At 66.5% G+C, this 21,189-nt stretch carries 19 protein-coding genes and 1 tRNA gene; 9 read left to right on the top strand and 11 right to left on the bottom strand.

All coding sequences use genetic code 11. The annotated features are described in order from the left end of the window. Positions 1-76: transfer RNA gene (locus ACUXVE_RS17790), tRNA-Ala, on the bottom strand. Between the two features lie 141 nt (positions 77-217). Next, entirely contained in the window at positions 218-616 is a 399-nt protein-coding gene (locus tag ACUXVE_RS17785; RefSeq protein WP_093819163.1) for a MerR family transcriptional regulator, read from the bottom strand. A 183-nt stretch (positions 617-799) separates the two neighbouring features. Between ACUXVE_RS17785 and ACUXVE_RS17780 the strand changes: the two genes are divergently transcribed. The 8 genes from ACUXVE_RS17780 (at position 800) to ACUXVE_RS17745 (ending at position 10,805) form a co-directional block, all read left to right on the top strand. Then, positions 800-1,867 carry a GlxA family transcriptional regulator gene (locus ACUXVE_RS17780; protein ID WP_445514894.1) on the top strand — a complete coding sequence of 356 codons (1,068 nt, stop codon included), beginning with the start codon at positions 800-802 and terminating at the stop codon, positions 1,865-1,867. Between the two features lie 85 nt (positions 1,868-1,952). Continuing rightward, positions 1,953-2,756, top strand: coding sequence for a TlpA family protein disulfide reductase (locus ACUXVE_RS17775; RefSeq protein WP_445514893.1), 804 nt, complete (start codon positions 1,953-1,955; stop codon positions 2,754-2,756). Positions 2,757-2,786: 30 nt separating this feature from the next. Next, positions 2,787-3,629 carry a thiol:disulfide interchange protein DsbG gene (gene dsbG / locus ACUXVE_RS17770; RefSeq protein WP_222389084.1) on the top strand — a complete coding sequence of 281 codons (843 nt, stop codon included), beginning with the start codon at positions 2,787-2,789 and terminating at the stop codon, positions 3,627-3,629. Positions 3,630-4,148: 519 nt separating this feature from the next. Further along, positions 4,149-5,591 carry a DcaP family trimeric outer membrane transporter gene (locus ACUXVE_RS17765; protein WP_445514892.1) on the top strand — a complete coding sequence of 481 codons (1,443 nt, stop codon included), beginning with the start codon at positions 4,149-4,151 and terminating at the stop codon, positions 5,589-5,591. A 78-nt stretch (positions 5,592-5,669) separates the two neighbouring features. Further along, the gene (gene adiC, locus ACUXVE_RS17760; protein ID WP_223495435.1) at positions 5,670-7,022 is read left to right on the top strand and encodes an arginine/agmatine antiporter; all 1,353 of its coding nucleotides are present in this window, start codon (positions 5,670-5,672) and stop codon (positions 7,020-7,022) included. Between the two features lie 20 nt (positions 7,023-7,042). Beyond that, positions 7,043-9,331, top strand: coding sequence for an Orn/Lys/Arg family decarboxylase (locus ACUXVE_RS17755; protein ID WP_025879234.1), 2,289 nt, complete (start codon positions 7,043-7,045; stop codon positions 9,329-9,331). A 28-nt stretch (positions 9,332-9,359) separates the two neighbouring features. After that, positions 9,360-10,262, top strand: coding sequence for a cation diffusion facilitator family transporter (locus ACUXVE_RS17750; RefSeq protein WP_445514891.1), 903 nt, complete (start codon positions 9,360-9,362; stop codon positions 10,260-10,262). A 108-nt stretch (positions 10,263-10,370) separates the two neighbouring features. Next, on the top strand, positions 10,371-10,805 hold the full coding sequence (locus ACUXVE_RS17745) for a RidA family protein (protein ID WP_222389091.1): 435 nt from the start codon (positions 10,371-10,373) through the stop codon (positions 10,803-10,805). On the opposite strand, the gene ACUXVE_RS17740 is transcribed toward ACUXVE_RS17745, so the two are convergent. The 6 genes from ACUXVE_RS17740 to ACUXVE_RS17715 all read right to left on the bottom strand — a co-directional run bounded on the left by ACUXVE_RS17740 (position 10,802) and on the right by ACUXVE_RS17715 (position 14,699). After that, positions 10,802-11,515 carry an energy transducer TonB family protein gene (locus tag ACUXVE_RS17740; protein WP_222389094.1) on the bottom strand — a complete coding sequence of 238 codons (714 nt, stop codon included), beginning with the start codon at positions 11,513-11,515 and terminating at the stop codon, positions 10,802-10,804. The two genes, ACUXVE_RS17745 and ACUXVE_RS17740, sit on opposite strands and share 4 nt — an antisense overlap. Positions 11,516-11,830: 315 nt before the next feature. Continuing rightward, positions 11,831-12,370 carry a hypothetical protein gene (locus ACUXVE_RS17735; protein WP_222389096.1) on the bottom strand — a complete coding sequence of 180 codons (540 nt, stop codon included), beginning with the start codon at positions 12,368-12,370 and terminating at the stop codon, positions 11,831-11,833. Then, positions 12,367-12,921, bottom strand: coding sequence for a hypothetical protein (locus tag ACUXVE_RS17730; protein WP_222389098.1), 555 nt, complete (start codon positions 12,919-12,921; stop codon positions 12,367-12,369). Before ACUXVE_RS17730 ends, ACUXVE_RS17735 begins: the two co-directional genes overlap by 4 nt. An 85-nt stretch (positions 12,922-13,006) precedes the next feature. Further along, complete coding sequence (locus ACUXVE_RS17725) at positions 13,007-13,231, bottom strand: hypothetical protein (RefSeq protein WP_025879228.1); 225 nt, start codon at positions 13,229-13,231, stop codon at positions 13,007-13,009. Beyond that, the gene (locus tag ACUXVE_RS17720) at positions 13,216-13,929 is read right to left on the bottom strand and encodes a glutamine amidotransferase (protein WP_222389101.1); all 714 of its coding nucleotides are present in this window, start codon (positions 13,927-13,929) and stop codon (positions 13,216-13,218) included. Before ACUXVE_RS17720 ends, ACUXVE_RS17725 begins: the two co-directional genes overlap by 16 nt. Next, a complete protein-coding gene (locus ACUXVE_RS17715) occupies positions 13,926-14,699 on the bottom strand; it encodes a YggS family pyridoxal phosphate-dependent enzyme (protein WP_033831385.1) in 774 nt (257 codons plus the stop codon). The genes ACUXVE_RS17720 and ACUXVE_RS17715 overlap by 4 nt, the downstream gene beginning before the upstream one ends. Before the next feature lie 75 nt (positions 14,700-14,774). Between ACUXVE_RS17715 and ptsJ the strand changes: the two genes are divergently transcribed. Then, positions 14,775-16,058 (top strand): MocR-like B6 salvage transcription factor PtsJ, encoded by a 1,284-nt coding sequence (gene ptsJ, locus ACUXVE_RS17710; protein ID WP_222389102.1) that lies wholly within the window; start codon positions 14,775-14,777, stop codon positions 16,056-16,058. A 10-nt stretch (positions 16,059-16,068) separates the two neighbouring features. Here ptsJ and ACUXVE_RS17705 read toward each other — a convergent pair whose 3' ends face one another. The 3 genes from ACUXVE_RS17705 to ACUXVE_RS17695 form a co-directional block, all read right to left on the bottom strand. Further along, positions 16,069-16,575 carry a hypothetical protein gene (locus tag ACUXVE_RS17705; RefSeq protein ID WP_222389105.1) on the bottom strand — a complete coding sequence of 169 codons (507 nt, stop codon included), beginning with the start codon at positions 16,573-16,575 and terminating at the stop codon, positions 16,069-16,071. An 82-nt stretch (positions 16,576-16,657) separates the two neighbouring features. Further along, positions 16,658-19,768 (bottom strand): error-prone DNA polymerase, encoded by a 3,111-nt coding sequence (locus ACUXVE_RS17700; RefSeq protein WP_445514890.1) that lies wholly within the window; start codon positions 19,766-19,768, stop codon positions 16,658-16,660. Positions 19,769-19,773: 5 nt separating this feature from the next. Beyond that, positions 19,774-21,183 (bottom strand): Y-family DNA polymerase, encoded by a 1,410-nt coding sequence (locus ACUXVE_RS17695; protein ID WP_033831382.1) that lies wholly within the window; start codon positions 21,181-21,183, stop codon positions 19,774-19,776. Positions 21,184-21,189 lie beyond the last annotated feature (6 nt).

Genomic DNA, 21,189 nt, shown 5'->3' with positions numbered 1-21,189 from the left:
TGGTGGAGCCAAGCGGGATCGAACCGCTGACCTCCTGCATGCCATGCAGGCGCTCTCCCAGCTGAGCTATGGCCCCACGTCGCTGAGGAGCGAAATAATAGCTGCGCCCCCAGGGGTTGGCAAGCGATTTGTTGCACTTTTCCACACATGGCGTGCGATGGCGCGGTTGCGAATTCCGCCTGCCGTGCAGCACATGTGTGGACGCAGACGCCAAGGGTCAGCGGTCCTCTCCGGTCAGCGCGGCGAGGATCGGGCACTGGTCGAGCGCGCCGTGCCCGGGGCAGGCCTCCACCAGCTGCGAGAGGGCGCCATGCATGCGCTGTAGTTCGGCCATCCGCAGTTCGATGTCCTGCAGGCGAATCCGCGCGGTGTCGCGCACGCTGCCCATGTCCTGCGGAGGATGGTCGCTGAGGGAAAGCAGCTCGCCGATCTCATCAAGGCTGAAGCCCAATGCCTTTGCCCGGCGGATGAAGCGCAGGCGTCGCAGATCCTGCTCGCCGAAGATGCGATAGCCACCTGCCGTACGTGCCGCAGTGGGCAGAAGCTGCTGACGTTCGTAGTAGCGGACGGTGTCGATGGGGACGCCGGCCTGGCGTGCCAACTGACCAATGTTCACGGCGGACTCCTCTGGACCTGCCGTGCATAGTCATCCCTGGACTCTGGTCAAGAGTCAAGGCATGGGTCGCATCGCCCATTCAGCGCACTTTGCAACTTTCTTCATAGCCCCCGGGGCAAAGCAGTTCCTACCCTGCGCCTGAACCGGCCGCTCGACGGCCTGAACCGGAAGAGGAGGTGGGGAGTGGAGGGAATCAGGAACGAAGGATTCGTCGAGGTTGCGGTGGTTGAATACCCCGGAGGCGATCCGTCGGCTGCATCGGTGCTTGCCGAAATGGCGCACGTCGCCAATCGCCTGGCGCAGCAGCAGCGACGGCCCTGCAAGCGGGTGCTGGTCACCCGCTGGATCGTGCCTGCGAGCAATACCGGCGTGCATCGCATTGCCGGCGCCGAGATGCTGGACGCGGCAATTCCTGCGGTGATCGCCTTGCCGGGCCAGGTCAGCTCCGGCGCGTCGCTGCGTGCCGAGGATGTCCTGCTGGATTGGTTGCGGGCCCACTACGACGGCGGCAGCCTGCTGGCCGCCGCAGGTGACGGGGTCAGTGTGCTGGCGCGGGCCGGTCTGCTGACCGGGCGTACAGTCTCCGGCCCAGACCTCAACCGCCACCCGGCGCTGCAGGTGCAGGTCGGCGGCTGGGCACCCAGCGAGCGGGCGCTCGTCGATGATGGCGATCTGCTCACCGTGGGCGGGGCCCAGGCCTGGCGCTTCCTCGGTCTGCGCCTGCTGTACCGGCTGCACGGCCAGGGCGTGGCCAGCGCGGTGGCACAACAGTTGGGGATAGTGGTGCCGGTGGGGATCCAACAGGATCTCGAGCGATTCAGTGCCAACTTCGCCCATGGCGACCGTGACGTGCTGAAGGCGCAGCGCTGGCTGCATACCACGGCTGCACGTGGGGCGACGCTGGGGGCAATCTGTGAGATCGCCGGCCTGGAACCGCGGACCCTGCAACGCCGTTTCCTGAAAGCGACCGGCCTGCGGCCCATCGAGTACTGCCAGCGACTGCGCGTGGCAAAGGCGCAGACGTTGCTGCAGCAGGGCGCCAGCATCGACGAAGTTGCCTGGGGGGTGGGCTACGCTGATCAGAGCGCATTCCGCCGGCTGTTCCTGCGCATCGTCGGCATGACGCCCGCCAACTATCGTCGCCACGTCAGCAATAAACGCCGCGATCGTCCGCTGACGCCTGCCGTGGCCGGCAGTCTGCGGGGGCTGCGCGCCTCGCCAGGCACGCAGCTGGGGCGCAACGCCGCTTGATGAACGCTGTTGGATGCGTCGTGCTTGCATCGCAGGCACGACGCTTTGACCATGCGGGTCTATGCAGGCTAGAGCAGGTGAGCTGATGTCGAGTGTTGGGCCGGTGCCGATGCCGGTGGTGTTGATCCTGATCTTCCTGTTGCTGGCGATGGCCATTGCGCGCGTCTGGTCGCGTGCTGAGCCTGGCCAGGCTCGACCACCTGCAGCCGGGATGGTGCTGGACATGCTGCTGGTTGGCCTGCTGTGTGGCCGGCTCTCCTTTGTTGCCGCGCATTTCAGCCTTTATCGTGAAGCTCCCTGGAGCGTGCTGCAGATTGCTGATGGTGGGTATCACCTGCCCGTTGTGATTGGCGCTGGATTTGCCTGGGCGCTGTGGCGACTGCGCAGGCATCGCGCGTTGAGGGCACCGGTGCTGGCAGGTGCGCTGGCCGGGCTGCTGCTGTGGGGCGGTGCAAGCCAGGGGCTCGCGTACTGGCAGGCAAAGCAGATGCCGCTGCCGACACTGCAGGTGGTCGACCTGCAGGGCAGGGCGGTTGACCTGCAGCAGTTTCACGGCCGGCCGCTGGTCCTGAATCTGTGGGCAAGCTGGTGCGGCCCGTGTCGCCGGGAGATGCCGGTGCTGGCGACGGCCCAGCAGAAGCATGCCGATATCCAGTTCGTCTTCCTCAACCAGGGCGAGACCCTTGCCGAGGTCCAGACCTTTCTGGCCGCTGAACACATCTTGCTGGGCAACGTCCTGCTGGATGAGTCATCGGCTGCCTCTACCTCGCTGGACGTCCGGGCTTTCCCCTCCACGCTCTTCTTCGACGCGCAGGGGCGGTTGCAGGAACTGCATCTGGGCGAACTGACCCAGGCCGGTCTTGAACACAAACTGCGCCGGCTGCGGTAGCCTGCGCTGGCATCCCACTACGGAGTTTCCATGTTGTCGATTTCCCCGCGCATCGCGCATACGCTGATGCTGCCGGCCATGCTGGCGCTGGCTGCCTGCAGCCAGGCACAGACCCCACCGGGCAAGGGTGCCGCTGCACCGGCAACGGCTTCGGCAACGGCAGCCGCCAGGAAGGGTGAGTTGCCAGCTGTCCTGAAGGGCATCGAGAAGCATGGCTTCGAGGTGGTCTCCGAATTCGACGCGCCGGGCGGCCTGCGCGGCTTTGCCGGCATGGTTGGCGGCCAGCAGCCGGCAGCAGCTTACGTGACCGCCGATGGCAAGCATGTGCTGGTGGGTAGCCTGTTCGACGCCGAGGGCAACGAAGTTGCAGCCGGGACGCTGGAGAAGCTGGTTGCCGCGCCGATGTCGGCCAAGATGTGGAGCAAGCTGGAGGCCAGTGCCTGGGTACGCGATGGCAAGGCCGACGCGCCGCGCGTGGTGTACACCTTCAGCGATGCCAATTGCCCCTACTGCCACAAGTTCTGGGAGGCGGCGCGGCCCTGGGTGGACGCAGGAAAGGTGCAGTTGCGCCACATCATGGTCGGCGTGATCCGTGAAGACAGTCCGGCCAAGGCGGCGGCGATCATGGCCGCGCGCGATCCCAGTGCGGCACTGCTGGAGAACGAGCATCAGTTCGATCGCGGTGGCATCAAGCCGCTGTCCGGCATCAGCCGGGAGATCGCAGCGAAACTGGATGCCAACCAGGTGCTGATGGTGGAGATGGGCTTCCAGGGTACGCCGGGCATCCTGTTCCAGGATGCGCAGGGCCAGGTGCAGCGACGTGCCGGCCTTCCGCAGGGCAACGATCTGCAGGCGGTACTTGGCCCGCGCTGAGGCGCCGGGCTGCTGAGCCGAGTGACAGGCCCACATGGCGACATGTGGGCCTGTTGCTTTCTGCGACAGTCCCGGCGATGTGGGCTGCGCACGGCGCGAACAGATGTCACGTCTGAATCGTGACTGACATCAAGCATTTCGCCTTGATCCCAATCAAGGCCAAAAACGACAGTCGAACTAGCCTTGGCGCATGGATTACAGCGTCACTGCGCGATGGATGCCGCACACGTCATGCCCTCGAGAGAGCATGCGCGCAATGCCATTCACGACGTTCTCACCCCGCCCTTGCTACCCAGTCCGCTGCGGTCGCTACCCCTTCGGCAGCACTGCTGCAGTGGAAGCGACTCCGGCGCAGTCTGGGCAGGGAGAATGGTGTCATTCCCATGTCGCCTGCAAGGTGCAGGCTGGTGACGGTCGTCGACGCAGTACCCGCATTTCCAGCAACGGCTCGTTGAGGTCGTCGCGGCGCACGCGCGCTGCACGGCGGCACAGCGGGAGTTCCAGCCCGGGGAGAATGCAATGCGCTTGGCGGTACTGAGTATGGGGTGTCTGGCGGCGATGGCAGCGATGCCGTTGCACGCGCAGGATGATGCGCAGGCATTGCGTCGGGAGATCGATGCGATGCGGCAGACGCTGCAGGGCATGCAGCAGCGTCTGGACCAGTTGGAACGACGCGAAGAGCGCGCGGCTGCGGCGCCCGTTGTACTGCCGACGCCGACGCCCACTGCATCGCAGGCGACCACGACGGTGTCAACCGCCAGCGGCATCCTGCACCCGACCCAGGTTCCCGGCGTGTCGCCGACCGTGCTGCCACAGCGTGAGTCGGTGGCCGACCCGTCAACGGCGGCCTCGCGCCCGGACAGCGCCGCCGGCCCGACCGATCCGGACCTGAAAGGCTTCTTCGCCATTCCCGGCACCGACACCGTGATCCGCATCGGTGGCTATGCCAAGCTCGATGCGATCGCGGATTCGCGCGGCGCAGGGGACGAGGATCAGTTCATTCCCTCGTCGATGCCGGTGGGCGGCAGCCATCGCGATGTTTCGAACTTCAACATCCACGCCAAGCAGACGCGTTTCAGTTTCGAGGCGCGGCGGCCGACCACCCATGGCAACCTGCGCTTCTATCTGGAGAATGACTTCTTCGGCAGCAGCGATGGCTATCAGTTCCGCCTGCGCCATGCCTATGGCCAGCTTGGCAACACGTATGCGGGTTACGGGTATTCCAGCTTCATGGACCCGGACAGCCTGCCCGACACGCTGGATTTTGCCGGACCCGGCGGCGCCGGTTACCTGCTGGTGGCCGGCATCCATCACAGCTTTGCACTGGGCAAGGGCAACACCCTGACCCTGGCCGCCGAAGACCCGGACACTGAGCTGGCCGGTGCCAGCGATGCGATGGCGGCGGTCAATCGATTGCCGGATGTGAGTGCCATCGCGCGCATGGAGCGTGACTGGGGCCACCTGCAACTGGGCGTCGTGGCGCGCAATCTGGCCTACGACGGCGATGCCCGCCGTGACCGCGTCTTTGCCGGTGGCGCGCAGCTCAGTGGCTCGGCCTCGGTGGGGGAACGCGATCTGTTGCTGTTCGGTGCGCTGGGCGGCCGCGGCCTGAGCCGCTACACCGCCGATCTCACCGGTTCCGGTCTTGACGCCGTGGTAGGTGCCGATGGACGCATCGATGCGCTGGACCTGCACGGTGGCTTCGTTGGCTACACGCATTACTGGTCTGATCTGTGGCGCTCGAACCTGATCTACGGTCAGCTGGCACTCGAGCGCAATGCGGCGCTGCCGAGTGATGCATTCCGGCAAAGCCGCTACGGCGTGTTCAACCTGATCTGGAGCCCGGCCCCGTCGTGGACGATGGGCATGGAACTGCTGTACGGCCGCCTGCAGCAGCAGAGCGGCGCGCGCGGCGACACGGTCCGGGTGCAGGGCAGCCTGCAATACAACTTCATCAAGTAAGCGCCAGCGGCAGTACGCCAGCGTCACCATTCCCCACGCCCGGGTTCACCGGGCCCATGCCAGGTACAGGAGATTGTCATGGCAGAAGCAAAGAAAATCGGGGTGGTCGGAGCCACCTTCCTCGTCGCCGGCAACATGATGGGCTCAGGGGTGTTCCTGCTGCCCTCCAGCCTGGCCAAGATCGGTACCGCCTCGATATGGGGGTGGCTGATCACCACGGCCGGTGCGCTGCTGCTGGCCTTCGTGTTCGCCAAGCTCGGCAAGCTGGCGCCCAAAGCGGGCGGCCCGTATGCGTATGCACGCGATTGGTTCGGCCCGTACATGGGCTTCCAGACCAACACCATCTACTGGTTCGCCAACTGGATCGGCAACGTTGCCATTCCCATCGCGGCGGTGGGCTACTTCAGCTACTTCTTCCCGATCCTGTCCGAGCCGCTGGTGCGCTGCATCGCGGTGCTGATCCTGGTATGGGCGCTGAGCTTTGCCAACATGATCGGACCGGCGTTCGTCAGCCGCGTGCAGACGGTCACCACCAGCTTCGCGCTGGTGCCGATCCTGGGCATCGCCATCTTCGGCTGGTTCTTCTTCGATGCCGACATCTTCAAGGGGGCCTACAACGTCTCCGGTGAGTCGAACTTCGGTGCGATCTCCAGTGCTGCGGCACTGACCCTGTGGGCCTTCATCGGCGTCGAGTCGGCCTCGGTCACGGCCGGTGTGGTCGAAAACCCGGAGAAGAACGTGGCCCGCGCCACCCTGGCCGGTGTGTTCCTGGCCGCCATCGCCTACATCGCCAGCTCGTCGGTGATCATGGGCATGGTGCCCAACGGCGAGCTGCAGGTGTCTGACGCGCCGTTCGCACTGGCGGCGGCCAAGGCCGTCGGTGGCTGGGGTGGTGCGCTGGTCAGCCTGTGCGCCTTCATCGGCGCCGCAGGTTCGCTGGGCGGCTGGATCCTGCTGACCGCGCAGAGCGCCAAGGCGGCCTCCGACGATGGCCTGTTCCCGAGCATCTTCAGCAAGACCAACAAGGACGACGTGCCGGTCAAGGGCGTGCTGATCGTGGCCGTGCTGATGACCCTGGCGGTGCTGGTGACCTCCACCTCGAAGACCGCCTCGGCCCAGTTCGACGTGATCACTTCGGCGGCGGTCGTGCTGACGCTGCTGCCGTACATCTATTCATGCGTGGCCTGCTACTTCGTGGTGGAGCGGTCGCACACGCTGGTCCACACCGGTGCGTTCTGGACCCTGACCAGCCTGACGGTCGTGTACTGCCTGTGGGCGATCTACGGCTCGTCGGGAACGATCGTGCAGTACGCCTTCCTGTTCGTGCTGTTCATCACCGTGTTCTATCCCTTCTTCAGCGAGGAGCGTCGCCAGCAGCGGCAGCGTTCCCGCGAGGCGGCGGCGATCTCTGCCGGCGCCCAGCGTTCCTGAGTTAGACAAGGAGAATCAACGTGTATTTCAAGTCCCTGGATTATCCGGTCATCGTCATTGACGGTGACTACGATTCGCCGCGCATCGGCGGCATCCTCATCCGTGCGCTGGTGGAAGAACTGCGCAGCAATGACCAGCGCGTGCTGTGCGGCCTGAACCTGGACGATGCCCGTGCCGGCGCCCGTACCTATGTGGCCGCTTCGGCGGTGCTGATCTCGATCGACGGCAGCGAGGAGGTCGATGGCGAATTCCAGCGCCTGACCGCTTTCCTGCGCGAGCAGAGTGCGCGCCGCGCCAACCTGCCGGTGTTCCTTTACGGCGAGCGCCGTACCATCGAGAAGGTGCCGAGCAAGCTGCTCAAGTACATCCACGGTTTCATCTTCCTGTTCGAAGACACCAAGAGCTTCATCTCGCGTCAGGTGATGCGTGCGGCCGAAGACTACATGCAGAACCTGCTGCCGCCGTTCTTCAAGGCGCTGATCCACCACGCGGCCGAGTCGAACTATTCCTGGCATACGCCTGGGCATGCCGGTGGCGTGGCCTTCACCAAGTCACCGGTCGGGCGCGCCTTCCACCAGTTCTATGGTGAGAATACGCTGCGCAGCGATCTATCGATTTCGGTGCCGGAGCTGGGCTCGCTGCTGGACCACACCGGCCCGATCAAGGAGGCCGAGGACGAGGCCGCGCGCAACTTCGGCGCCGACCACACCTTCTTCGTCACCAACGGTACGTCAACGGCCAACAAGATCGTGTGGCATGGCACCGTGGCCCGCGGCGACGTGGTGTTCGTCGACCGTAACTGCCACAAGTCGCTGCTGCATTCGCTGATCATGACCGGCGCGGTGCCGGTGTACTTCACGCCCAGCCGCAATGCGCACGGCATCATCGGCCCGATCAGCCTGGACCAGTTCACCCCCGAAGCCCTGCAGCAGAGCATCGCGGCCAATCCGCTTGCCAGCCAGGCCTACCAGGCCGGTTCCAAGCCGCGTATCGCGGTGGTGACCAACTCGACCTACGACGGCCTGTGCTACAACGCCGAGAAAATCGCCGAGGAGATCGGCAGCGCGGTCGACTTCCTGCATTTCGATGAGGCCTGGTACGCCTATGCCGCGTTCCATCCGTTCTACGAGAACCACTACGGCATGGCCAAGGGCAAGCCGCGCGAGCAGGACGCGATCATCTTCACCACCCATTCCACGCACAAGCTGTTGGCCGCGTTCTCGCAGGCCTCGATGATCCACGTGCGCAATTCGGCCAGTCGCGACCTGGACGCCGAACGCTTCAACGAATCATTCATGATGCATACCTCGACCAGCCCGCATTACGGCGTGATCGCGGCGTGTGATGTTGCCTCGAAGATGATGGAAGGGGATGCGGGGCGTTCGCTGGTGCAGGAAATGCATGACGAGGCGATCGCCTTCCGCAGGGCGATGCTGCATGTACGCGACGATCTGGGCCGCGATGACTGGTGGTTCAGCGTGTGGCAACCGACCAAGGTCGAGCGCAGCCTGGACAAGGGCGATACACCGGCGCCGCTGGTCGCCAAGCGCGAGGAGTGGTACCTGCAGCCCGATGCGCATTGGCACGGGTTCGAGAACCTGGTGGATGACTATGTGCTGATCGATCCGATCAAGGTGACCCTGTTGACACCGGGGCTGTCGATGGACGGCAGCATGGGCAAGCTGGGCATCCCGGCTGCGGTGCTGAGCAAGTTCCTGTGGGGCCGCGGCATCACCGTGGAGAAGACCAACCTGTACTCGGTGCTGTTCCTGTTCTCGATGGGCATCACCAAGGGCAAGTGGAGCACCTTGGTTACCGAGCTGATGGCGTTCAAGGAGCTGTACGACCGCAACGCGCCGCTGACCCAGGCGCTGCCGTCGCTGGCTGCCGACTATCCCCATGCCTATGCCGGCTGGGGCCTGCGTGACCTGTGCGACGCACTGCATGCGTTCAACCAGGAGTTCGCGGTGGCCAAGGTGATGCGTGAGATGTACGTGGACCTGCCGACGCCGGTGATGACCCCGGCCGATGCCTACAACCACCTGGTGAAGGGCGAGATCGAGCGGGTCGACATCGAGCAGATCAGCGGCCGCATCGCTGCGACGATGCTGGTGCCGTATCCGCCGGGCATCCCGACGATCATGCCGGGCGAGCGCTTCGGCGACCGCGACGAACCGATCATCCAGTCGCTGCGCATCGCCCGCGAGCAGAACGCGCGCTTCCCGGGCTTCGAGTCGGACGTCCATGGCCTTATCATCGAGCGCGATGGCGACGTGCCGTCCTACAAGGTGGAGGTGCTGAAGGCCTGAGCCGGTACGGTCGGCCCTTCGGCGGACGATGGATACCGCGCGCGAGCAACGCATCCTGAAGTTCTCGATCGGGGTCACCGTGGCGGTCAGCGCGGTTGGCTTCATCGGTGGCCTGCTGGTGGGATCGCAGGCCATCCTGTTCGACGGCATCTACAGCCTGGTCGACGTAGCCCTGACCCTGGTGTCGTTGTCGGTGCTGCGGTTGGTGGCGCGGGAGCACAGCCCGCGCTTCCAGTACGGCTATTGGCACCTGGAGCCGATGGTCGAGGCGCTGGGCGGGGTGATCCTGTCTCTGGCCTGCGTGTATGCGCTGGCCAACGCGGTGATCGGCTTGACCACCGGCGGGCACGAAGTGAAGTTCGGACCGGCGCTGTGGTGGGCGGCGCTGCTGAGTGCCAGCAACCTGGGCATGGCCGCGTTCGTGGCCCAGCGGGCCCGCAGGCTGCAGTCGGCATTGCTGCGGCTGGATGTGCGCGGCTGGTTGCTGGGGGGCTTGATGAGCCTGGCGGTGGTGCTGGCCTTCGTATTGGCGCTGGTGCTGCATGGTGGCCAGTGGCACCACTGGGTGCCCTATCTGGATTCGATCGTACTGGCGTTGATCAGCCTGGCGGTGTTGCCGGTGCCGGCGCGCAGTGCGTGGAAGGCCATGCGTGAAGTGCTGCAGGTGGCGCCCGATGACCTGGACGAGCGCGTGCAGCAGGTGATGCAGGCATTCGTGGCCGAGCATGGCTATGCCGGCTTCACCAGCCATGTAGCGAAGATGGGGCGGATGCGCTTCATCGAGATCCACATCCTGACGTCGCCGTCGACGCCGCTGGGCACGGTGGGTGAGGTGGATGCGATGCGCGATGAGATTGCAGTGCGGTTGGACGCGCGAAGCAGCACGTTCTGGCTGACGATCGATTTCACTGCGGACCCGGCGTGGACCTGATCCTGCAGATCGTTGCGTGCGTTGGACCGCTCTGTTGCAGGTAATCGGTTTGACCTCAACAGCAGTTGAGGTCGCAGACTGCGTCGCATTCCCCACGAGGCATGCGGTATGAACCTGCTGACCACCCCGGACTTCAGCCATGGCCTGCTGGATCTGTTCGATCCGCCCGGCCTGCACGATCCCAGTGCCAACGGATATTCGCATGTGGCGGTGGTGCGACTGCCAGCGCGTGTGATCCATATCGCCGGACAGGGAGGCGAGGACGACCAGGGAAGCCTGTCGCCGAGCTTCGAGGAGCAGGTGTCGCAGGCACTGGACAATCTGCAGACCGCGCTGCGGTCGGCGCATGCGGATCTGGCCGATGTTGCACGGCTGCGGATCCTGGTGGTCGACCACGACGAGGATCGCCTGGGCATCATCGCCCGCCAGGTGCGGCGACGTTGGGCCAATCGCGCAGCGCCGACCTGCACGTTGATTCCGGTGCCGCGGCTGGCGTTGGAAGGAATGCTGTTCGAGATCGAGGCAGAGGCCTACAGCGCTTAGCGCAGGTAGTACTCCACCGGCACCACCAGTTCCTGCGGAGCTGGCAGTTCTTCTGGAATCCGGGGCAGGGGCTGCGCGCGGCGGAATGTCGGCAGCGCGCTTTCATCCAGCATCGGCTGTCCACTGGACTGTTCCATACGCAATGCCCGCAGGCGACCGTCGCGGTCGATGCTGGCCCTGACCCATGCGGTGCCCTGCTGGCGCCGCGACCTCGCTACGGCGGGGTAATAGCGGTAACGCTCCAGCCGCGCCATCAGGCGGGCTTCCCACTGGTCGCTGGCGGCGCCGGCCTGGAAGTCCGCCGGTGGTGCGTCCGGAGCGGGCGGTGCGGCCGTGATCGATGCCGGTGCGGAACGGGCATCGGTCGCGGCCGCAGGTGGGGCCACGGGCAAGGACTGGTGGCCGTCGCTATTCTTCTCGCTGGCGGCGAGGTTGCCCTCGGGTGCCGCCGTGGCCCGCGGTGGTGGGGGTGTTTTCCGCGCCTCGGCTGCCCGCGATTGCTGGGCCTGGCTGAAGCGTTCGGACTGCAGTTCTTCCACCGGCTGCGGCGGCGTGGCTGGCGCCAGCAGGCGCAGGCTGATGCGTACGTCCTGTTCCGGCGGCGGCTGCAGCGGCGGGGTGGACACCCAGTGGACGAACAGCAGCAACGGCAGCAGGTGCAGCCCGATGCTGATCGTCACCGCTTGCCAGTGCTGCCGACGCTCACTCATCGCTGACTACCCCGGACGGGTCGGAGACGTCGGCAGCGTGCAGAGGGCCAGTGACCGCAGCAGCACCTGAGGCAAAGCTGTGTTGGATGAGTTTGCGACGGACGTGGGCGTGCAGCGGCCGGTAGCGGGCTGCGCACTGCTGCGCGACATCCGTCGATTCGACAGGCATGGGCACGGGGCAGGCGAGGGAAGGGAACAGCCCGCGGCGGCAAGGGCAGCGGCGTCACGTTACAGTAAAGAAGAAGCATTGGCATCCGAGCTTGTGCGCGCCCGTCCTGTGGTAGTGCCACGCGGGCGTGGCACGCGTAGAGCGGGCTATGGCGAGCGCGCGGCGCGTTCCATCTGCAGCAGCAGGCGATGCGCGGGGAACATACGCAGGCTGGGGTAGCGGGCGCGGTAGTAGGCATTCCAGTAACTGGCAGCGCGCTGTCGGCAGAGGTCGAAGAATGCGCGGTTCTCGCCAATGAGCGCGGCATAGCGCTGCAGGCCGGTCTGTTGCGCCGGGATCGCCACGGCCGACGCGACCTCGTCCACGTACTCCCCCAGCAAGGCCAGCTGGAAGGCATGCACCCAGGGCATCGGCGAGGGACCCAGCGTCTCGATCGCACGTTGCCGTACATGTCCGTCACAATGGCGCGAGAGCAGGCAGAGGCAGAGGGCGCGCGCATCGTCCTGCAGATGGGATGCGAGCCGGAACAGGTTCGTAGCGTCCGCATAGATGCGATAGGGGAAGCGCAGCAGTTCTCCCTCGAGGACGAGGCGGTGTTCACCATTGCCCGACAGGTTGTCGATCCGTCCCAGGCGTTGCTGGAGCTCGGTGCAGGTTGCCTGCAGTGCGCTTGGAACGTCGATCAACGCGACCGTTCCGCCAGTGTCGTGCCGCGATGGTCGCAGTGGATCTGCAGGCTCTCGGTGGCGTTGGGGTGCAGATCGAAGCCGCACCGCTGCAGTGCATGCTTGGCCGCTGCAACGGCGTCTGCATGACGGCTGACGCGCTGCTGCTGCCAGCGCAATGGAGTGAACACGCCCAGCGGAAGCAGGCGTACGCGCCGGCCGTGCAGGACCAGCGAGACATCCACATGGCGACCGTCCAGATCATGGCTGTTGGCGCCGAAAATGGCGTCGATCTCATCGTGGCGATGCCGATAGCAGCAGCGGAACACGGCGATGCCGAGCCGCCGTACCAGACGCCGGAAGCCTCCCAGCTTTCCCTGGCTGCATTCGAAGCCGCGGGTGACCAGCAGGCGCAGCGTGGATGGCAGCAGTTCCTGCGCATCAAGCAGGCACTGCAGGACCTCGGCCTCGAGGATGACCTGTGACGCGGGCCAGCGCGGGGCAATGCGCAGGCCGTCGATGGAGCCGCGTGACAGGGACAGTCTGGAGGTTGGCGGAAGGTGGTCTGGCATGAGCGCGTTCCTGCGGCATCGAGCGGGTACGACTCTACAGGACGTTGCGCAGCATGCGTTGGGTCAATGCCGCATCACCTGGGGATCAGAGATCGCGGTATTGGATCTGCGCGGCCAGCACGCGCAGGCCATCGGCAGTGCTGGAGAGGATGCGCTCCTCGCCGATGCCCTTCTGCCGTTGCAGGCTGAAGCCTTCGGCGGCGGGCAGGCGTGCGGCGATGGCATCGATGCGTTGCAGCGCATTGGGACCGTCACAGTCGAAATGGCCCCAGTGGATGCCGTTGTGCTGGATGGTCAGGCGGTAGTGCATGGGCGGGTCTCCGGCAGGTCGTGCAGCCACTGTTGGAACATCGCGGTCGCCGCAGCGGCGAGAGGCCCGCCGTAGCGGCGGGCCTGCGCGCGCAGGTCGATGGGATCGATGCCGGCCGCGGCCAGTTCCAGCGCGTGGCCGATCAGCCAGCGCTCGAACTGGCGCGCATCCAGTTCCGGATGGCATTGCAGGGCGAGTGCATGGTGGGCGATGGCGAAGGCCTGGTGGCGACAGGCGGGCGTACTGGCGAGGCGGCGTGCGCCCTCCGGCAGTTCGAAGGCTTCACCATGCCAGTGCAGCACCGGGATGCCCTGTAATGCCTGCAAAGGCGAGCGCTGGCCTTCATCGGTGAGCAGCAGCGGTGCGAAACCAATTTCCTTGCCGCCGGTGGGGGCAACGACCGCATGCAGTGCGCGCGCCATCAACTGGGCGCCCAAGCAGATGCCCAGCGTCGGCCGCTGTTGCTGCAGGCGACGCTGCAGCAACGCGGTGCTGTCGGCGAGGAACGGGTAGGCCGATCCATCGTTGACGCTGATCGGGCCACCCAGCACCACCAGCAGATCGGCATCTTCGGCAGCATCGAGTGCATCCACGCCGGCTTGCAGTGTATGTACCTGCCATCCCTGCGCGAGCAGCAGCGGATGCAGGGTGCCAAGATCTTCAAAGGCCACGTGCTGCAGGGCAACGGCGCGCTTCATGCCGGTGCTCCCGGGGTGGGCCAGTAGAAGCTGTCGGGCGTGGAGCGTGCACCGAAGATCGCTTGGCCAACGCGGACGACGGTGGCACCTTCCTCGATGGCGACTTCAAAATCACCGGACATGCCCATCGACAGCTGCGACAGGTCCAGGCCTGCCGGCGCCGTCTGCTGCAGCTGGTCGCGCAGCTCGCGCAGGCGCACGAAGCAGGCGCGTACGCGTTCCACCTCGGGGGTGAAGATGGCGAGGGTCATCAGGCCACGCACGCGCAGGCGGTCGAAGGCGGGCAGCTGCTGCACGAAGTCGGCCACCGCAGCCGGCTCCAGGCCGTATTTGCTGGGCTCGGCCGAGGTGTTGACCTGTACGAACACATCCAGCGTACGGTCCTCCAGCAGCAGCCGCTGCTGCAGCGCCTCGGCCACGCGCAGGCTGTCCAGCGCCTGGAACTCGCTGGCGAAGCGTGCGACGTACCGGGCCTTGTTGGTCTGCAGGTGGCCAATGACCGACCAGTGCACGCCAAGGTCAGCCATGGCCTCGGCCTTGCGCTGCGCCTCCTGCACCTTGTTTTCCCCCAGTTGGTGGCAACCGGCGGCTACGGCCATGCGGATGCGTGCTTCATCGACGGTCTTGCTGACCGGTAGCAGGCGCACGCTGGCCGGATCACGACCGGCGCGGGCACAGGCGCTGGCGATGCGCTGGTGCACGGTGGCGAGATTGGCGGCGATCTGTTCGACGGACTGGGCGACGGGCCAGTCGGCGGCGGCGAGGGACATGGGGCACCTCCGGTGCGGGGTGGCCAGGGTGGGATACACTGGCACAGGACAAGATATAGTTTGGCATAGGACAAAATGAAAATCACCGGGAACAGCGCCGAAGCGATCTTCGACAGCATCCGCGAGGGCATCGGTAGCGGCCATCTGGCAGCCGGCAGCGTGCTGCCGCCGGTACGCGATCTGGCCGATCAGCTGGGGGTCAACCGCAACACCGTGGCGGCGGCCTACAAGCGGCTGGATGCAGCGGGGCTGGCCAGTACGGCGGGACGTCGCGGCACCGTGGTGCGCGGCCTACCGGCGACGATGGCACGCGAGGGCAGTGCGCCGGGGTTGGCCCTGCATGATCTGGCCGGCGGCAATCCGGATCCGCGCTGCCTGCCCAGCCTCCGCGTGGCTGCGACGGCTCCGCGCCTGTATGGGGTGGAGACGGTTGATCCACGCATGCAACGCCTGGCACGGGCCTCGCTGGATGCCGATTGCCCGCCGGACTATGCGCTGGAACTGAGCCACGGCGCGGTCGATGGCATCGAGCGCCTGCTGTCGGCGTGGCTGCTGCCGGGGGACCGCATCGCGGTGGAGGATCCCTGTTTCCTGGGCAGCCTCAATGTCCTCGGTGCGGCCGGACACGTGCCGTTGCCGGTGGCGGTGGATACGCACGGCATGCAGGTGGAATCACTGCGGCAGGCGTTGGATGCGGGTGCACGTGCGGTGCTGCTGACCCCACGCGCGCACAATCCCACCGGTGCCAGCCTGGATGCGAAGCGTGCGCGTGCGCTGCGCCAGTTGCTGGCCGGCTATCCGCAGGTGGCGGTGCTGGTCGACGATCACTACGCCCTGCTCTCGCAACAGGCCTATCACTCGGTGCTGCCGATGGACGGTCGGCGTTGGGCGCTGCTGCGTTCGTTGTCCAAGGCATTGGGCCCGGACCTGCGCGTGGCCTGGTTGGCCTGCGATGGGCAGACCGCGGTGCGCCTGCGCCTGCGCTTGGCGGCGGGCACCGGCTGGGTCAGCCATCTGCTGCAGGATGCAGCCAGTTCGGTATTGGAGTCGGCGCAGCAACGGGCGAAGGTGGCTGCCGCCGGTGAGCGCTACCAGCAGCGGCTGCAGGGTCTGCAGGCCCTGCTGCAGGCGCGCGGGCTGCCGACACCGATACCGATGGAAGGCTTGAATCTGTGGCTGCCACTGCCGGCCGACAGCACGCCGCAGGTGCTGGCACTGGCGGCACGTGGCTGGCATGTGCGTGGGGGTGAAGTCTTTGCGGTGTCTGCACCGGCGCATGGGTTGCGCATCACCTGTGCGGCACTCGGCCCGCCGCAGCAACGTCGGTTGGCCGATGACCTGGCGGCGGTGGTGCGCTGAGCGTGCGCGCTCAGGGCGCAGCGCTGGCGCCGGGGCGCACGTAGTAGGACTGGCCGCTGTCGTCGAGGAACACCAGCTCCGGCTTGCCCTGCCAGGAACTCAGCATGGCGCCGGTGTTGTTCTGGTGCTTGACCATCAGGCTGGCGCCGCGGTCCGGGTTGGCGACCACCTTGAAGACTTCGGTGGTGCCGGTGGCATCGTCAAGGGTCAGCAGGGCTTCGCCACCCCGGTCGCTGGTGCCGTAGCCGCCGCGCTCGGAGCCATCGGGGCCGAGCAGGATCAGGCCGGACAGGGCGGTGGCACGCGGCCCCTGCGGGCGGCCCCGGCTGAGGGGGTCGGGAACCGGGGCGCCAAGGATCACCCGCGGCTGGCCGCTGGCATCGTGGATGATCAGGCCGCGCGCTTCGATCACGCGGTGTGGTGACTGGCTGCGATGCAGGTTCCAGGCTGTCCAGCCGGAAACGAGCAACGCGAGCAGGGCGACCACCAGGGTGGTCAGGGTCAGGGCACGAGCCATTGTGTATTCCTTCCTTGGACGTGGCCGACGATAGCGGAATCCGGTTGGCCGTGGCCAGTTCGTTGTGTGACGGTGTGTATCGTCAATGGAAGTCGCGGCTGTGGCTGCGCAGTCCCTGTAGCAGTTCGTCCAGGCAGTGCATGCGCTGCACGATCACATGCTGCACGCCATCCACGCGTTCCAGCCGGCCGTCGATCTGCATCAGTTGCGTGTCTACCAGGACGTGGTGCTGGCGGTCGGCCAGATGTCGCCAGACTACGGCGTTGACCATGCCGGTTTCATCTTCCAGGGTAAGGAAGGTGACACCGCTGGCGGTCTGCGGGCGCTGGCGCATGCGTACCAGGCCGGCGATGCGTACGCGCCGGCCATGACCATGGTTGGCCAGCTGCGCGGCATCCAGGCAGCCACGGGTTCGCAGCTGCGCACGCAGGAACGACATCGGATGGCGGCCGAGGGTGGTGCCGGTGCTGCGGTAATCGGCCTGCATGTCTTCCCAGGCGCTGGGCAGGGGCAGGGCCACGCGCGCTTCGGCGGTGGCCCGGGCCTGGTCGAACAACGGCAGGCGGTTCTCCACGCCGGAGATATCCCAGCGTGCGCGGTGGCGATGGCCGCTGAGGCCGCGCAGGGCGCCGGCATCGGCGAGCAGGCCCTGCTGGCGGCGATCCAGTGCGGTGCGCTGGCAGAGATCGCCGACATCGTCGAAGGGGCGCCGTGCGCGTTCACGCATGATGATCTGCGCGGCCGGTTCGCTGCAGCCATCGACCAGGCGCAGGCCGAGCCGGATTGCCGCCGCGCCCTTGCTGAAGTCCAGTGTGCAATCCCAGTCGCTGTGACGCACGTCCACCGGCAGTACCGTGATGCCATGCCGGCGCGCATCCTGCAGCAGCTGGTCGGGGCTGTAGAAGCCCAGTGGCTGGCTGTTGATCAGGCTGGCGGTGAATGCAGCCGGGTGGTGGCACTTCAGCCAGCAGCTGGCATAGGTGAGCAGGGCGAAGCTGGCCGCGTGGCTTTCCGGAAAACCGTAGTCGCCGAAGCCCTTGATCTGCTCGAACAGGTGCTCGCCATATTCCAGACTGAAGCCGTTTTTCAACATGCCCGTCAGCAGCTTTTCGCGGTGCGGTTCCAGGCCGCCACGACGCTTCCAGGCGGCCATCGAACGGCGCAGTGCATCGGCTTCGCCTGCGGTGTAGTTGGCCGCGTCCACCGCCAACTGCATCACCTGCTCCTGGAACAGTGGCACGCCCAGAGTGCGCGCGAATACGCGGTCGAGCTGGGGGGGATAGAGTGGGTTGTCCGGATCGTTCAACGCATCCGGGCCTTGTTCGCGCAGGATCCGCCGCCGCTCCAGGTAGGGATGGACCATGTCGCCCTGGATCGGGCCAGGGCGCACGATCGCCACCTCGATCACCAGGTCATAGAAATTACGCGGCTGCATGCGTGGCAGCATCGCCATCTGCGCGCGCGACTCGATCTGGAACACGCCGATGGTGTCGGCGGCGCAGATCATGTCGTAGGTCGGCTTGTCATCGTCCTTGATTGCATCCATGCGTCCTTCGTGCAGGCCGTGCTGCTGCAGCATCGCCAGGCATTTGCGGATGGCGGTGAGCATGCCCAGTGCCAGGCAGTCGACCTTCATCAGGCCGGTGGCGTCCAGGTCGTCCTTGTCCCACTGGATGACGGTGCGGTCGGCCATCGCCGCGTTCTCCACCGGCACCAGCGTCGACAGCGGATGCTCGGAAATCACGAAGCCGCCCGGATGCTGCGACAGATGGCGCGGAAAATCGATCAGCTCGGCGGTCAATGCCAGCAGCCGGCGCATCAACGGTGTTTCCGGATCGAAACCGCGCTCGCGCAGGGTTTCCGGCAACGGAATGTTGCCGCCCCAATGGTCCATCGCCGCGCCCAGCTCGTTGACCTGGTCCATCGGCAGGCCCAGCGCACGGGCGACATCGCGGATCGCGCTGCGGCCACGGTAGCTGATCGCCACCGCCGTCAACGCGGCACGCTCGCGGCCATAGCGGTTGAATACATACTGCAGCACTTCCTCGCGGCGCTCGTGCTCGAAGTCGATGTCGATGTCCGGTGGTTCATCACGCTCGGCCGAGATGAAACGCTCGAACAGCAGGTTGCTGCGCGCCGGGTCGATCTCGGTTACACCCAGCACGAAGCACACCGCTGAATTGGCGGCCGAGCCACGGCCCTGGCAGAGGATGTCCTGGCTGCGGGCGAAGCGCACGATGTCCTGCACGGTGAGGAAATAGGAGGCGTACTGCTTCTGCTTGATCAGTGCCAGTTCGTGCTCGATCTGCTTGCGCTGGGCTGGCTCGATGCCCTTTTTCCAACGCCAGGGAATGCCGCGCTCGACCAGCACGCGCAGCCAGCTGTCCGGGTCGTGGCCTTCGGGCACCAGTTCGCGCGGGTAGGTGTATTTCAGCTGGTCCAGGGAGAAGTGGCAGCGTTCGGCGATGCGCAGGGTTTCTGCCAGCAGGCCGGGCGGATACAGCTGGGCCAGTGCAGTGCGCGGGCGCAGATGGCGCTCGCCGTTGGCAAACAGGCGCCAGCCAGCCTCGGCCACGCTGCAGCGGTGGCGGATCGCGGTCAGCGTGTCCTGCAAGGCCCGACGCCGGCGCACGTGCATGTGCACGTCGCCACTGGCGACCAGCGGCAACTGGTGGCGCTCGCCGAAGGCCTGCAGCTGCTGCAGCCGGCGCGTGTCGTCGTGTTCGTGGTGCAGCTCCACGGCCAGCCACAGGCGCTGCGGAAAACAACGGCGCAGCAGTTCCAGTTCGGTGGCCGCCGGTTGCCGGTCCAGCCACAGGCAGAGCAGGCCCTCGGGCAGTCCGTGCAGATCCTCGCGCAGGCAGCGGTATCCGCCCTTGGCTGCCCGCCGGCGACAGGTGGTGATCAGCTGGCACAGTCCGGCGTAAGCGGCCTGGTTGGTGCACAGCAGGGCCAGCTTGGGCCCGTCTTCAACCTGGAATTCGGCACCGACGATCAGCGCCACGCCGTGCGTCTTCGCCGCCTGCCATGCGCGCACGATGCCGGCCAACGAGCATTCGTCGGTGATGGCCAACGCGCGGTAACCCTGGCCGGCGGCGCGTGCGAACAGTTCCTCGGCGGTGGATGCGCCACGCTGGAAGCTGAAGGCCGACAGGCAGTGCAGTTCGGCGTATCCGGGCAGATCGGTGTGCATGGGGCTCAACCGAACCAGCCGTGCAGCATCCACGGCGCATGCGGATCATTGCGCGTGCGGAAGGCCCAGCCCCGCTGGCCCTGCGCGGTTTCCACCACGTAATAGTCGCGGCGTGCATCGGCCTGGTCCCACCAGCCCGATTCAATCCGTTCCGGCCCGGCGACGATACGCAGGCGCGGATCGCGCAGCGGCTGTGGCGTCTCCAGCAGCCAGCCGGGGCGCAGCGGCCACCAAGCGGGTGGCTTGGCCGGTGGCTGGGTGCCACTGGCGCGTTCGGGGCGGTGGTCGGCCTGCACGGCCAGTGGCTGCACGGCGTCATCGCCGAGGCGGGCACGCAGGCGCTCGCGCAGCTGGGTCCATGGCATCGCCTGCGCCGGGCGGGTATCGAACAGGTCACGTGCGGCCGGTACGAACGGCGGCAGCTGCTCGGCCTGCAGGCGCAGCGCACGGCTGCCGGCGGGCAGGGCGAAGGCTTCCATGCGGTTGCGTGCGATCTCGAACAGCAGCGCCGCATCGCGTTCGGGGGCCAGCAGGCCGATGGTCAGCACGCTGGCCGGCAGCAGGTCATGCTCGAAATGCAGATCGAAACGCTGCACTCCGCCATCGCGCGAACACAGGAATGCGGCCAGGTCCAGCAGCAGGCGGCGCAGCGGGAACAGCAGGGCCTGGCTGGATTCGATCTCGTATTCGAATTCGATGCGGGCATCGAACCGGTCCGGCGGCTGGTAATAGCGCAACGGCGCGTTGCCCAAACCGCGCACGGCATCCAGCTGCTGCAGTACCTCGGGGGCGAAGCGGCGGGCCAGGCTTTCGCGCGGCAGGTCGAAGGCCGCCCCCAGCGTGCGCAGGCCGGAGCGTGCCAGCACGGTCACTGCATCAACGGGCAGGCCACTACGCGCCAGCGGCAGCTGTGCCAGTGCGGCGGGCAGCTGCTGCGCATCGATGCCAAGGCCATCGTGCACATTGGCCAGCACGCGCGCGGCATGCGGGTTGGGAGCAGCGACCAGGCGATGGCGGAAGCCCAGGTCGTGCAGGCCGTTGCGCAGGCGTTGTTCGATCGTCAGCCAATCGCCGAACAGGGCACGGCTGGCACCGATCTCCAGCACCAGCGCATGCGGAAAATCAAGGCTGACCAGCGAACTGGTGGCATACAGCCAGCTGGCCAGCAACTGCCGGGTGTGCTGTTCGGCGCTGGGATCGTAGTCATGCAGCTGCAGGTCCTGCACCAGCACCTGCGCGGCCGACAGCAGCATGCCCGGGCGCAGCCCCGCTGCCCGCGCGGCAGGGCTGACCGCACGCAGCACACGACGCTGCGCCGGCCCCTGCAGCAGTACCAGTGGCCGCTGTGGATCGGGCTGCAGGCGCAGCACGCTGTCCAGCGCCAGCTGCGGCAACAACAGGCAGGCCCAGTGCATGGCGCG

The organism is Stenotrophomonas sp. 3(2025), assembly GCF_052665395.1.
This window is presented reverse-complemented; position numbering and strand designations above follow the sequence as displayed.

What these genes read in the sequence shown, in the direction of transcription:
- ACUXVE_RS17700 (WP_445514890.1), bottom strand. Translation starts at nt 19,768, where the DNA reads ATGCACACCGATCTGCCCGGATACGCCGAACTGCACTGCCTGTCGGCC.
- ACUXVE_RS17705 (WP_222389105.1), bottom strand. Translation starts at nt 16,575, where the DNA reads ATGGCTCGTGCCCTGACCCTGACCACCCTGGTGGTCGCCCTGCTCGCG.
- ACUXVE_RS17765 (WP_445514892.1), top strand. Translation starts at nt 4,149, where the DNA reads ATGCGCTTGGCGGTACTGAGTATGGGGTGTCTGGCGGCGATGGCAGCG.
- ACUXVE_RS17720 (WP_222389101.1), bottom strand. Translation starts at nt 13,929, where the DNA reads ATGAAGCGCGCCGTTGCCCTGCAGCACGTGGCCTTTGAAGATCTTGGC.
- ACUXVE_RS17745 (WP_222389091.1), top strand. Translation starts at nt 10,371, where the DNA reads ATGAACCTGCTGACCACCCCGGACTTCAGCCATGGCCTGCTGGATCTG.
- ACUXVE_RS17775 (WP_445514893.1), top strand. Translation starts at nt 1,953, where the DNA reads ATGTCGAGTGTTGGGCCGGTGCCGATGCCGGTGGTGTTGATCCTGATC.
- ACUXVE_RS17740 (WP_222389094.1), bottom strand. Translation starts at nt 11,515, where the DNA reads ATGAGTGAGCGTCGGCAGCACTGGCAAGCGGTGACGATCAGCATCGGG.
- ACUXVE_RS17730 (WP_222389098.1), bottom strand. Translation starts at nt 12,921, where the DNA reads ATGCCAGACCACCTTCCGCCAACCTCCAGACTGTCCCTGTCACGCGGC.
- ACUXVE_RS17715 (WP_033831385.1), bottom strand. Translation starts at nt 14,699, where the DNA reads ATGTCCCTCGCCGCCGCCGACTGGCCCGTCGCCCAGTCCGTCGAACAG.
- ACUXVE_RS17695 (WP_033831382.1), bottom strand. Translation starts at nt 21,183, where the DNA reads ATGCACTGGGCCTGCCTGTTGTTGCCGCAGCTGGCGCTGGACAGCGTG.
- dsbG (WP_222389084.1), top strand. Translation starts at nt 2,787, where the DNA reads ATGTTGTCGATTTCCCCGCGCATCGCGCATACGCTGATGCTGCCGGCC.
- ACUXVE_RS17750 (WP_445514891.1), top strand. Translation starts at nt 9,360, where the DNA reads ATGGATACCGCGCGCGAGCAACGCATCCTGAAGTTCTCGATCGGGGTC.
- ACUXVE_RS17725 (WP_025879228.1), bottom strand. Translation starts at nt 13,231, where the DNA reads ATGCACTACCGCCTGACCATCCAGCACAACGGCATCCACTGGGGCCAT.
- ptsJ (WP_222389102.1), top strand. Translation starts at nt 14,775, where the DNA reads ATGAAAATCACCGGGAACAGCGCCGAAGCGATCTTCGACAGCATCCGC.
- adiC (WP_223495435.1), top strand. Translation starts at nt 5,670, where the DNA reads ATGGCAGAAGCAAAGAAAATCGGGGTGGTCGGAGCCACCTTCCTCGTC.